Here is an 11,330-nt window from a genome sequence, read left to right as displayed (position 1 = left end):
GGGTGGGTGGGTGGGTCAGTCGGTTAGGAGGATGCCGGTCAGGAGGACGCCTCTCGCCAGGTTGAGAACCTCGTCGCAGCCCGGGTAGCCGACCCGCGCGAGCGCGCCCGACCCGGTGCGGGCGAACAGGTACGGAGCGAGGCTGTACGGGACGTCGGCGGTGACCGTCTCACCGGTCTCGACCTGCACGAAGTCCATCGCCACCCGGTCCGCCTCGTGGTAGCGCTGCAGGATGTGGCCGCCCGCGGCGATCGCCGCGCGAATCCCGTCCGCCCACGCCACCGCTGTCATCTCCCGGCCGATGAGCACGCCGTGCCCGGCCGAGCCACCGGCGGGCTTGGCGACCAGGTCGGCCTGTTCGGCGAGCGCCCGGTCGAACTGGTCGGCGGTGAGCGCGACGGTGTGCGGCACGTACCGCCGGATCAGCGTCCGGTCGTCCTCCGGCAGCAGGTCCAGGTCGTCCCAGAGCCAGGCGTAGTTCAGCTTGTTGCTGAGCAGCCAGGCGGCACTGCTGACGAACATCGGCAGCGTGCCGGCGGCGAGCGCGCCGGCCACCGCGTCCAGCCCGGCACTGGGGGTGACCCGGTTGGGCACGAACAGCCGGAACAGGGCGTCGACCGGGGCACCGCCGACGACCAGCCGGTTCTGCGCGTCCAGGCCGGCGGTGGCGACCGGGGCGATGACCAGGTCGATGCCGAACGGGCGGGCCTGGTCGATCAGCGGGGACAGGATACGGATGAACGTCTCCGGGTCGTCCAGCCCCGGGTAGTCGGCGTCGAAGTCCATCAGCAGCGCCACCCGGGCGCCGTCGGGCAGGCCGAGCGTGTCCCGGATGGCCACGAACCGCTGGTCCAGCAGGGACGGCGCGGGCCGCGCGCCGTCGAGCAGGGCGTGCGCGCGGTACAGCTCGGCGTACCGCTGGATCACGGTGTCGGCGTCGAAGCCGCCGCCGAGGCTGCTGTCGATGTTGTACTCCACGATGCACGGCACGCCGCCGGAGAACAGCACGTCCGGCCGGTACGCGGCGAGCAGCCCCTCGCGCAGTTCCTCGTCCGGGTCGAGCAGACGGGTCTCGCCGTCCAGCACGTCGAGCAGCAGGCGCAGCTCACCGGCGGTGCGTGCGCGACGCCGGCAGGCTTCGAGGATGAGCTGGGCGATACGGTCGCAGACCTCGTTCAGCTCGCGGAACGCGTCGGCGGTGATGACGGGCGGGCGGGCCAGGCGCCACTGCTTGTTGTACGTGGCCCGGCCGTGGAAGACCTCCTCCCACGCTTCGGCGCCGGTGGTCACCATCGCGGTACGGGTGGACTCGGGCAGGTCGGTCCACGCCTGGCCGAGCGGCGGCCACGTGTAGTTCGGGTCCATCGTTCATCCGTCCTTGAGGGTCAGTTGGATGGCGGCGGTGAGCTGGTCGCGGCCGGGTTGCACGGCCCGGTCGAGGGCGGGCGCGAAGGGCAGCACCGCACCGTCGGGGCGGGTGACGCGGCGGGGTGGCGCGGCCAGCCGGACCCGCTCGACCACAGTGGCGATGATCTCTGCGGCGATGCCGCAGGAACGGTTGCCGTCGTCGACGACGACCAGCCGCCCGGTGCGGCTCACCGACTCGACCAGCCCATCCCAGTCGAACGGGTAGACCGTGCGGGGGTCGAAGACCTCCACCGACGCCTGGCCGGCGAGTTCCTCGGCGACGGCGAGCGCGTCGTGCACCAGGTGCCCGACCGCCACCACCGTCACGTCGGTGCCGGAACGGCGGACGACCCCGCGGCCCAGCGGCACCGGTGCCAGGTCGGTGACGTCGGCGCGCAGGTCCAGGGCGCCCGCCGGGGCGAAGACCACCACCGGGTCGTCGCAGCGGATCGCGGAGACCAGCAGCCCGTACGCGTCGGCCGGGGTGGCCGGTACGACTGTGGTCACCCCGACGTGGGCGAACAGCGCGTACGGGTGGTCGGAGTGCTGCCCGGCCCAGCCGGTACGGGAGCCGGAGCCGGGCACCACGTAGGTGACCGGCACCGCACACTGGCCGCCGGTCATCAGCGGGAACTTGTGCGCGTGGTTGACGATCTGCTCGAAGACCAGGAACAGCAGCGACGGGATCTGGAACTCCACCACCGGGCGGGCCCCGGCCAGCGCCGCGCCGGTGGCGAAGCTGGTGAACGCCTGCTCGGACAGGGGGGTGTCGCGGACCCGTTCCGGGCCGAACTTCTTCAGCAGCCCGGTGGTGACGTTCGCGGCGGCCACCCGGATGTCCTCGCCGAGCACCACGACCGACTCGTCGCGGGTCATCTCGTCGGCGAGCGCCCGGGTGAGCGCCCTGCGGTAGGAGAGCCGGGGCATCAGCCACCTCCGGTCCGGGCGGTGAGCCCGCTGGCGTACAGGTGGTCCAGGGCGGTCGCCGGGTCGGGGTGCGGCCCGGCGAGCGCGTACTCGACGGCGGCGTCCAGTTCCGCCTCGACGGCGGCGTCCACGGCGGCCCGGGCCGCCGGGTCGAGCCGCGCTCCGGCGATGTCCACCGGATCGCGGGACCGACCCTCGGCCACCTCCTCCGGCGGCCGGTAGTCGAGGCGTACCTGATGTTCGAAGGTGTGGTGGGCGTCGAAGCGGTAGGTGCGGGCCTCGACCAGCTCGGGGCCGCCGCCGGCGCGCATCCGCGCGACGGCGGCGGCGGTGACCTCACGTACCGCCTCGGGGTCCTGCCCGTCGACGACGGTCGCCGGCATGCCGAAGGCGGCGGCCCGCCCGGCGATGGTGCCGGCGACCGCGCCGTCGACCGGCATGGTGGTGGCGTAGCCGTTGTTCTCGCAGACGAACAGCACCGGTACCCGCCAGAGCGCGGCCAGGTTGAACGCCTCCAGGAGCATGCCCTCGTTGACCGCGCCGTCGCCGAAGAAGGTGGCGCCGACGATGCCGGCGCCGCGCCGCCGCCGCTCCCACACCGCTCCGGTGAGGATCGCGCCGGCGGCCCCGACGATGGCGTTGGCGCCGAGGACACCGACGCCGAAGTCGGCGGCGTGCATCGACCCGCCCCGGCCCCGGTTGAGCCCGGTGACCCGGCCGCACAGCTCGGCCAGCATCCGGGCCGGGTCGGCGCCCTTGGCGAGTACGTGCCCGTGCCCGCGGTGGGTGCCGGTGACCAGGTCCTCGCGGTCCAGCGCCGCGCAGACGCCGGCGGCGATCCCCTCCTGACCGAGGTACGGGTGGATGCCGCCGACGATCTGCCCGGCGTGGACCAGCTCGATCGCGCGCTCCTCGAAGCGGCGGATCAGCCGGACCGTCCGGTAGAGCCGGAGCGGGTCGGCGCCGGTCACGCCGGACGGCCCTCCTTGACGGCGGCGAGGATGTCGTCCCAGAGGCGGGCGCGGGCGGCGAGCGCGGCGTTCACCGTGTCGGCGCACTCCTGCCACTTGGTGTCGTCGTCGCCGCACAGGTCGGCCAGCATCTGCATGGCCATCGGGGTGTGCTGCTCGCCGTCGACCTCGATGTGCCGCTCCAGGTAGTCGACGAACTTGTTCAGCCGGTTGCTGCGCTCGTTGACGGCGACGACCTGGGTGAACATCTCCGGGATGAGGTCCTCGCGGCCGAACGCGAACGCCGCGGCCTGGCAGTGCACCGGGGTGGTCTCGATGATTCGCCAGGTGGTGCCGGCGAAGGCCGCGGACGGCGCGGGGACGCCCGCCGCGCCGAGCGCCTCGGTGACCGGGGTGCCGTCGCGCAGCAGGTCGACGAGCTGGTTCACGGCGGTGGTGTCGGCGCCGGCCTCGGTCATGCCCTGCACGTACAGCTCGAAGTGGCTGATGTAGCCGTCGCCCAGCTCGTCGCTCTCCTCGACCATGACGATGTCGTTGATCAGGCGGCGGCTGCCGGTCGGCCCGGTCGGGATCCACGGCACCGTGACGCAGGTGAGCTGCCGCTGCAACGACTTCAGCAGCGACATGAAGTCCCAGACGGCGAAGACGTGGTGCTCCATGAACGTGACGAGCGCGTCGTGGGTGTCGAGGTTGGCGTAGAGGGGGTGCTTGACCACCACGTCGCGGCGCTCGGTCACCGCCCGCTCCAGCCGCTCGATGCCCGGGTGCGTCTTGCCCCAGTCGTATCGTGACATTGTCAGCCTCCCTGTTGGGCGCGGTCGCGCCAGATGACCGGGCAGTAATCGGGGTCCGCGTAGTCCGGCCGGCCCTCGTGGGTGCGGCGGACCAGCACGTCGTGGTTGTACGCGGCGAGCGCGCCGTCGGAGAGCGGATACTCCCGCCAGGCGTTGTCGCCGTCCTGCAGGTGCAGCGAGACGGCCCGGCGGGGCCGCCCGCTGACGTTCGCACCGCTGCCGTGGTAGGTGCGGCAGTGGTGGAAGCTCATGTGTCCCCTGGGGATCACCATGGGGATCTTGCGGATCTGCGCGCCGTTGTACGCCGCGTTCTCGGCGAGCATGGTTTCGAGCTGGTCGCGGTCCCGGTCGGCGAAGTGCCGCACCACCGTGTCGTCGGCGCCGATCTCCCGCCACCGGTGGGAGCCGTCGACCATGGTGATGGTGCCCATCTCCTCGTCGCAGTCGTGGAACGGGATGAACGCGGTGAGCATGTTCTCCGACGACGAGGACGCCCAGTAGTGCTTGTCGAAGTGCCAGGGCACGATGTTCGACTGTTCACCGGCGATCGGCGGCTTCCAGATCAGCGTGGACTGGAAGATGCGGATCTCGGCGGCGCGGGTCAGCCGGGCGGCTACCGCACCGATCAGCGGCTTGCGCAGGATGCGGGCGATGCCGTCGTGCTCGTGGTGGACGTAGTCGTTGTGCCGCTGCACGTCACCCCGGGACGGCTCCCAGTAGGCCAGCTTCGGCGGCCGTACCGGCAGCAGGCGGTCACGCTCCCCGGCGTAGTAGCTGTCGGTGGCGGCGACCAGCTCGTCCACCTCGTCGTCGGTGAGCAGCTTCTTCGACAGGTACCAGCCGTGCTCGGCGTAGTGCCGGACGTCCTCGTCGGAGGGCAGCAGCGCCTCCTCCTCGGCGGTCAGCCCGGGATCGATGGTGGTCACGCCTTGCCCCCTTCCGCCGCGGCCAGCTCGCGTTCCTTGGCCTCGTACAGCGCCTTGATGTTGCCGCTGCCGAAGGTGCGCGCCCCGCGCCGCTCGATGAGTTCGAGGAAGAGGGTGCGGCGCACGTGCATCGACTCGGTGAAGATCTGCAGCAGCTGGCCGTCGTGGTCGGAGTCGACCAGGATGCTCAGCTCGCGCAACCGGTCCACCGGCGCGTCCAGCCGGCCGACCCGCTGCTCCAGGCCGTCGTAGTACGCGCCGGGCGTCCTGGCGAACCGCACCCCGCGCCCGGCGAGCGCGCCGACGGCGGTGACGATGTCGTCGGTGCGCAGGCCCAGGTGCTGCACCCCGGCGCCGGCGTGCCAGCGCAGGAAGTCCTCGATCTGCCCCGGCCGGGCGCCGGTGTCCGGCTCCAGCAGCACGAAGGTGACCGCCCCGGACGGGCTCTGCACCACCTTGGAGTTCATCGCCTGACCGGCGACCTCGATGTGCTCGGTGAAGATGTCGGCGAAGCCGAACACCTTCTCGTAGTGCGCGACCGTCTCGCCGAGCTGCCCCGGCGGCACGCAGACCGCCAGGTGGTCCACCTCGGCCAGCAGCGTGTCCGTTCCACCGGGGGCGGTCACCGGCTCGATCGCGCCGGGCAGGAACACGCCCGGGTCGCCGCGCCGCTCGACGAGCCGGTGCACCACGTCGCCGAAGCCGCCGACCTCGGCCACCACCACCTCGGCGTCCGCGCCGGTGAAGGTGCGCGGCGAACGCAGCGCCTTCGCGCCCCGGCCCACCAGCTCCGCGTACGCCCCGGCGGCGTCGTCGACGGCGAGCGCCACCACGGCGATGCCGTCGCCGTGCCGGTGCACGTACGTCGCCGCCGGGTGCTCCGCGGACAGTCCGGTCGTGAGCAGCAGCCGGATGCCGGCCTGGGCCAGCAGCAGCGAGCGCTGCCCGTCCAGCCCGGTCTCCGGACCGCCCTGCCCACACAGCCGGAACCCGACCGCGTTGTCGAAGTAGAAGGCCGCCTGCCGGGCGTCCCCCACGTACAGTTCGAGATGGTCTATCCCGTTGATGGTCATGGGCTTCCCCTGTTCCCCCCGTGATCACGCCCCGGACGGACGCCCGGGACTGGAGTCCGGTCAGCCCGCGGCCGGGGTGGCGGCCCGGCGGGCCGGCCCGGAGAGCCGGCGCAGGAGCAGACTGACGTTCTGGCCGCCGAACCCGAACGAGTTCGTCAGCGCGTGGCTGGCCCGGGTGGGCCGGGGCACGGCGCGGACGTGGTCCGCCTCGCACTCCGGGTCCGGGTCGTCCAGGTGGTAGGTGGGTGGGAGCAGGCCGCTGTCGAGCGCCAGCGCGGTGGCCGCGGCCTCCAGCACCCCTGACGCGCCGAGCAGGTGCCCGGTGAGCGCCTTGGTCGAGCTGACCGGCACACCGCCGGTGCCGAACACCCCGGCCAGCGCTGTCGTCTCGGCGACGTCACCGAGTTTCGTGCCGGTGCCGTGCGCGTTGACGTACCCGACGTCGGCGGGCCCGACCCCGCCGGCCGCCAGCGCCCGGCGCATGCAGGCCGCCGCACCGGCGCCGTCGGGCCGCGGCGCGGTCGGGTGGTACGCGTCGGTGTTCGCCCCGAAACCGGCGACCTCGGCGTACCCGCGCACACCCCGGCCGTCGGCGTGCCCGGCGCGCTCCAGCACCAGCAGCGCCGCGCCCTCGGCCAGCACGAAACCGTTGCGCCGCTTGTCGAACGGGCGGCTCGCCTCGGTGGGTTCGTCCCAGCCGCGGGCCAGCGCCCGGGCGTTGCCGAACGTGTCGGCGAACGTGCCGAACAGCGGCGCCTCGCTCGCCCCGCACACCACCACGTCGGCCTCGCCCGCGCGGATGAGGCGTACCCCGTCGGCGACGGCCTGGGCGCCGGAGGCGCAGGCCGTGCCGACCGACGAGCTGTAGCCGCGGATGCCGTGCGCGATGGCGATCCGAGCCGAGGGCATGTTCGGCAGGATGCCGGTGAGCAGGTACGGGCTGACCGCCGCCCGGCCCCGGGCGGCTCGGGCGAGCACCTGACCCTCCAGCGTGGACATGCCGCCGACGCCGCCGACGATCACCGCGACGCGTTCCGGGTCGACGTCGCGGCCCACCTCGATGCCGGCGTCGGCGAGCGCCTCGGCGGCGGTGACCAGGGCGAGCAGCACCACCCGGTCGAGCACCTTCGTCTCCGGTCCGGACGCGACGCTGCGCGGGTCGATGTCCGGCAGCACGCCGGCCACCTCCAGGCTGCCCGCCGCCGGGTGTCCCTCGGGTGGGCGGCGCAGCCCGGACCGGCCGGTGAGCAGGGCGTCGAACGTGTCCGCCACGCCGCGCCCGGCCGGGGTGAACAGGCCCATGCCGGTGATGACGGCGGTCACGACGGCGCCTCGGTCAGGTAGCGCTCGCGCAGCGCCACCTTGCGGACCTTGCCGGTGACGGTGACCGGGATGTCGTCGGCGCGTACCGGGACGACCCGGCGCAGGGTGGCGGCCACGTCCGCACCCAGCGCGGTACGGATCTGCTCGGTGCGGTCCGCGTCCGGGTCGGCGCCGGCGGCCAGTTCCAGCAGCACGTCAGTGGTGACTGTGCCGTCGTCCGCCTTGACGATCACCACGGTGCAGTCGGTCACGTCGGGGCAGGCGGCGAGGATGCGTTCCTCGGACAGCGCGGTGAAGAACCGTTTCCCGTCGCCGGCCTCGACCGAGTCGACCGCCCGGTCCAGGTGGTAGTAGCGGCCGTCGTCGTCGGCGTACACCAGGTCGCCGGTGAGGTACCAGCCACGCAGCCGGAACCGGTAGGTGGTGACCGAGTCGTTCCAGTAGCCGCGGAACAGCGACGGCGAGTCGATGCCGAGCCAGCCGACCTGCCCGGGCGGCAGCTCGTTGCCGTCGGCGTCGAGCACCGCGACCTTGGTGAACCGGTACGGGCGGCCGACGCAGCGGCCGTACCGGTCGGTGCCGGTGGTGTGGGTGATGTGGAACATCGAGTGGCCCATCTCGCTGGAGCCCAGGCCGTCGATGAACACCGAGCCGGGTACCCGGGTCACGCCGCCGCGGGTCACCACGTCCCGGGAGCCGACCGCGACCAGCCGCCGTACGTGCGGCTCGTGCGAGCAGTCGCCGGTGTTGAACCACAGCCGCACCGAGTCCAGGTCGTAGCCGGACAGGTCGAAGCGGGCCAGTTCGGCCCAGGTGACGGAGAAGCCGAACACGCCGTCCGGTCGCCACCGCTGGATCGCGTCGAGCACCCGCTCACCGCCCTGGTCGGAGAGCAGGAACATCTCCGCCCGGTTGCCGAGCGCCTGGTTGACCATGAGCACCGTGGCGGTGTGCGGGGCGGGCAGCGCGTTGAGGATGCGCGTGGTGCCCTGCGCCTGCGGCATGGACAGCAGGTGGCGGGTGGCGGCGAACAGGCTGGCGTGCGAGTGCAGCACCGCCTTCGGCACGCCGGTGGTGCCGGAGGTGTGCGTGATCACGATCGGGTCGTCCGGGTGGTGCCGGTAGTGCGCGGGCGCGGCGTCCGGGTCGCCGGTCCCGGCCCGCGCGGGCGCGCCGAGCATCGGCGCGCCCAGGTCGTGCCCGGCCAGCGCCTGCGCGTGCGCCTCGTCGGCGAGCACACCCGCGGCGCGCAGCCGGCGGACGTACTCGGCGGCGATCTCGGGGCGCAGCCTGCCGTTCATCAGCGCCGGGACGGCGCCGAGGCGGGTCAGCGCCAGGAACGACAGCACCATGTCGGCGGCCGTGCCGGCCCAGACCGCGACCGGGTCGCGGGGTTTCACCCCGCGCTCGTGCAGCCAGGCGGCCCGGGCGGCGACCATCCGGTCGAGCCGGCCCAGGGTCAGCGGGGTCTCGGCCGGGTGGCCGTCGACGCCTGTGTCGAACGTGAGCCCCGGCCCGTCCGGGTCGGCGCCGTGGGCCAGCACCCGGGCGAGCACGTTGCCCGCGCCCAGCTCCGTGTCGGCCGCGAGCGCGCCGCGCAGTCCCTTCGTCCTCATTGACGTGTTCCCTCCCCCAGCAGCACCGCGGTCGCCTCGCCCGGCGTACCGTCCGGTGCCAGTTCGATCAGGATCAGCAACGCCTGTGCGGCGTCGCCGTCGTACAGCAGCAGGTCCGCCTCGGCCTGCCCCTCGGCCCGCGGGTCGCCGGCCGGGCTCAGGCACACCACCGGCCCGTCCAGTCCCCAGCGCGCCGCGACGTGCCCGGCCACGCTGTTCGGCACCGACTGGAAGAAGAACAGCGGCCCGATCCGCCCGCCCGCGGCCACCGTGGCGCGGACGTGCGCCGCACCGGCGGTGTCCCCGCCCGCGCTGACCAGCACCACAGCCGTGCGGTTGCCCGGCGGCAGCGGCCCGGTGCCGTACCGCCGTGCGAGGCACCGCTCGGCGACCGCCGCCACCAGCGGCGCGAACGGCGAGTGCACGAACCCCGCCACCCCCGCCGGTCCCGCGCCCTCGTCCCCCGCCTCGGGCCACCGCGCCTCCGCGAGCACCACCACCCCGTCGTTGCGCCATCGTGCGGTTGCTGCCCCCTCGGCGGGCGTCGTGCCCGTTTCGCCGGGGCCGGACGTGCAGGATCGCGGAGGGCTGGGGACGGAGGCGGTCATGAGGTGCTCACCAGGAGGGCCGTGTCGGCGCCGCCGAACGCGGCGTTGAAGGTCAGGGCGTGTTCGGTGCGCGCGGGACGGGGTGCGTCCCGGATGACGTCCAGCGGGCACTGCGGGTCGGGGCCCAGCCAGCCGGCGGTCACCGGTAGCTTGCCGTGCCGCAGGGCCAGCACGGTGACCAGCAGTTCCAGCAACCCGGACGCCTCCAGCGCGTGCCCGTGCACCGACTTGGTGGAGCTGACCGGCAACCGTCCGGCGTCCCCGCCGAACACCCGGGTCAGCGCCGCCGCCTCGGAGGCGTCGCTGAACGGGGTGCCGGTGGCGTTGGCGTTGACGTAGCCGATCGCCTCCGGGGGCAGCCCGGCCCGCCGCAGCGCCGCCTCGGCCGCCCGGGCCAGCCCGAGCCCGTCCGGGTGCGGCTGGCACGGGTGGTACGCGTCCCCCGCCCGGCCCCACCCGGCGACGCTCGCCAGCGACTCGGCGCCCCGCCGCGCGGCCGCGCCGGCCGACTCCAGCACCACGGCGGCCACCCCGTCGCCCAGCAGCAGGCCCTTGCGGCCGGCGCTGAACGGGCGTACCGCGCCGTCGGCGGCGAGCGCCCGACCGGCGTCGAACAGCGCGTACTGGTCCGGTTCGACCAGATAACCGGCCGCGACCACGACCCGCTCCAGGTCACCCCGGCGGATCAGCGCCGCCGCGTCGGCGACCGCGCTGCTCGCCGACACGCAGGCGGTGGTGTAGGTCCGGGTACGCCCGCGCAGGCCGCACCGCGCGGCCAGGTGACCGGCGAGCGCCGGCACCGTCGGCTCGTCCCACCCCTGCGGTACGGGCAGCGAGTACGGCCCGCCGTGAGTGGCCAGGAACAGCGCCGACCCGGCCCGCCCGGCCCGGTCCAGTCCGGCGGCCCGGACGGCTCTGTCGATCGCGTCGGTCAGCTCGCCGGCGAGCGTGCCGACGTCCGGCGCTGTGGCCGCCACCGTCACCCGGCGGCCGGTGGTGTCGAAGCGGCGCACCGGCGTGAACGCCGGGGTGCCGGTGAGCACCCCGGCCAGCAGCGCGTCGGCGCCCCTGCCGAGGGCGCTGAGCGCGTACGTGCCGGTGATCCGTACGGTCTCCCGCTCAGCCATCTGCGGGAGCGGTCAGAGAGCCACGGAACACCACGAGCGCGTCGTCGACGGTGCGGATGCCGGCGAGGTCGTCGTCGCTCAGGTCCAGCCGGCGGTCGTAGCGCTGCTCGACCATGTGCACCAGCCAGGCCAGCTCCATCGAGCCGAGCCGGTCCGGCACCTGGTCGGCGGGTTTCGCGGTCAGTTCGGCGAGCATGCTCACCAGGTCAGCTCGCCCCAGGTCGGGCTGACCGGGCATCAGGACTTGTCGCTGTTCGCGGCCACCCGGTCGGCGACCATCGTGGTGAACTCACCGACCGTCATCAGCGCCAGCTTCTCCGACTCGTCGTCGGCGAACTTCAGGCCGTATCGGTCCTCGACGCGGACCGCGAGGTCGGCCAGGGCCAGCGACTCCAGGTCGACGCCGGAGGGGCCGAGCGTGGTGTCGTCGTCGAGTTCCTCCACGTCGTAGTTCATGTCGGCGAGCTGTTCGACGACGAAGGTGCGGACCTCGTCTCGCATGATTCAGACCTCTTCTCCGTGTACCGGCTGACGGTGCCCGGTCGGGACACCGCGTGC

Annotated in this window: 12 protein-coding genes; all 12 read right to left on the bottom strand. The window is 73.7% G+C overall.

Annotated features, from left to right (window positions below; all coding sequences use genetic code 11):
• Positions 1-15: 15 nt before the first annotated feature.
• Entirely contained in the window at positions 16-1,365 is a 1,350-nt protein-coding gene (locus tag GA0070215_RS06410; protein WP_091042861.1) for a hypothetical protein, read from the bottom strand.
• A gap of 3 nt (positions 1,366-1,368) precedes the next feature.
• Positions 1,369-2,334 carry an alpha-ketoacid dehydrogenase subunit beta gene (locus GA0070215_RS06405; RefSeq protein WP_091042858.1) on the bottom strand — a complete coding sequence of 322 codons (966 nt, stop codon included), beginning with the start codon at positions 2,332-2,334 and terminating at the stop codon, positions 1,369-1,371.
• Positions 2,334-3,305 (bottom strand): thiamine pyrophosphate-dependent dehydrogenase E1 component subunit alpha, encoded by a 972-nt coding sequence (locus GA0070215_RS06400; RefSeq protein WP_091042857.1) that lies wholly within the window; start codon positions 3,303-3,305, stop codon positions 2,334-2,336. The genes GA0070215_RS06405 and GA0070215_RS06400 overlap by 1 nt, the downstream gene beginning before the upstream one ends.
• Positions 3,302-4,099 carry a DUF3050 domain-containing protein gene (locus tag GA0070215_RS06395; RefSeq protein ID WP_091042853.1) on the bottom strand — a complete coding sequence of 266 codons (798 nt, stop codon included), beginning with the start codon at positions 4,097-4,099 and terminating at the stop codon, positions 3,302-3,304. Before GA0070215_RS06395 ends, GA0070215_RS06400 begins: the two co-directional genes overlap by 4 nt.
• 2 nt (positions 4,100-4,101) lie before the next feature.
• Positions 4,102-5,025 (bottom strand): phytanoyl-CoA dioxygenase family protein, encoded by a 924-nt coding sequence (locus GA0070215_RS06390; protein ID WP_091042849.1) that lies wholly within the window; start codon positions 5,023-5,025, stop codon positions 4,102-4,104.
• Complete coding sequence (hppD, locus tag GA0070215_RS06385) at positions 5,022-6,098, bottom strand: 4-hydroxyphenylpyruvate dioxygenase (RefSeq protein WP_018784091.1); 1,077 nt, start codon at positions 6,096-6,098, stop codon at positions 5,022-5,024. Before hppD ends, GA0070215_RS06390 begins: the two co-directional genes overlap by 4 nt.
• Before the next feature lie 60 nt (positions 6,099-6,158).
• Positions 6,159-7,421: a beta-ketoacyl-[acyl-carrier-protein] synthase family protein gene (locus GA0070215_RS06380; RefSeq protein ID WP_091042846.1), complete on the bottom strand. Its 1,263-nt coding sequence runs from the start codon at positions 7,419-7,421 to the stop codon at positions 6,159-6,161.
• On the bottom strand, positions 7,418-9,037 hold the full coding sequence (locus GA0070215_RS06375) for a class I adenylate-forming enzyme family protein (RefSeq protein WP_091042843.1): 1,620 nt from the start codon (positions 9,035-9,037) through the stop codon (positions 7,418-7,420). Before GA0070215_RS06375 ends, GA0070215_RS06380 begins: the two co-directional genes overlap by 4 nt.
• Positions 9,034-9,534, bottom strand: a complete 501-nt coding sequence (locus GA0070215_RS06370; RefSeq protein WP_091042920.1) for a beta-ketoacyl synthase chain length factor — start codon at positions 9,532-9,534, stop codon at positions 9,034-9,036. Before GA0070215_RS06370 ends, GA0070215_RS06375 begins: the two co-directional genes overlap by 4 nt.
• Positions 9,535-9,641: 107 nt before the next feature.
• Positions 9,642-10,772 carry a beta-ketoacyl-[acyl-carrier-protein] synthase family protein gene (locus GA0070215_RS06365; protein WP_091042839.1) on the bottom strand — a complete coding sequence of 377 codons (1,131 nt, stop codon included), beginning with the start codon at positions 10,770-10,772 and terminating at the stop codon, positions 9,642-9,644.
• On the bottom strand, positions 10,765-11,010 hold the full coding sequence (locus tag GA0070215_RS06360) for a hypothetical protein (RefSeq protein ID WP_018784086.1): 246 nt from the start codon (positions 11,008-11,010) through the stop codon (positions 10,765-10,767). The genes GA0070215_RS06365 and GA0070215_RS06360 overlap by 8 nt, the downstream gene beginning before the upstream one ends.
• Positions 11,010-11,273, bottom strand: a complete 264-nt coding sequence (locus GA0070215_RS06355) for an acyl carrier protein (protein ID WP_018784085.1) — start codon at positions 11,271-11,273, stop codon at positions 11,010-11,012. The genes GA0070215_RS06360 and GA0070215_RS06355 overlap by 1 nt, the downstream gene beginning before the upstream one ends.
• Positions 11,274-11,330 lie beyond the last annotated feature (57 nt).

The sequence above is a fragment of the Micromonospora marina genome, from assembly GCF_900091565.1.
GTDB lineage: Bacteria > Actinomycetota > Actinomycetes > Mycobacteriales > Micromonosporaceae > Micromonospora > Micromonospora marina.
This window is presented reverse-complemented; position numbering and strand designations above follow the sequence as displayed.

Bases quoted from the DNA above. Each gene is read 5' to 3' on its own strand.
- GA0070215_RS06410 (WP_091042861.1), bottom strand. From the start codon at position 1,365: ATGGACCCGAACTACACGTGGCCGCCGCTCGGCCAGGCGTGGACCGAC.
- GA0070215_RS06405 (WP_091042858.1), bottom strand. From the start codon at position 2,334: ATGCCCCGGCTCTCCTACCGCAGGGCGCTCACCCGGGCGCTCGCCGAC.
- GA0070215_RS06395 (WP_091042853.1), bottom strand. From the start codon at position 4,099: ATGTCACGATACGACTGGGGCAAGACGCACCCGGGCATCGAGCGGCTG.
- hppD (WP_018784091.1), bottom strand. From the start codon at position 6,098: ATGACCATCAACGGGATAGACCATCTCGAACTGTACGTGGGGGACGCC.
- GA0070215_RS06375 (WP_091042843.1), bottom strand. From the start codon at position 9,037: ATGAGGACGAAGGGACTGCGCGGCGCGCTCGCGGCCGACACGGAGCTG.
- GA0070215_RS06365 (WP_091042839.1), bottom strand. From the start codon at position 10,772: ATGGCTGAGCGGGAGACCGTACGGATCACCGGCACGTACGCGCTCAGC.
- GA0070215_RS06360 (WP_018784086.1), bottom strand. From the start codon at position 11,010: ATGCCCGGTCAGCCCGACCTGGGGCGAGCTGACCTGGTGAGCATGCTC.
- GA0070215_RS06355 (WP_018784085.1), bottom strand. From the start codon at position 11,273: ATGCGAGACGAGGTCCGCACCTTCGTCGTCGAACAGCTCGCCGACATG.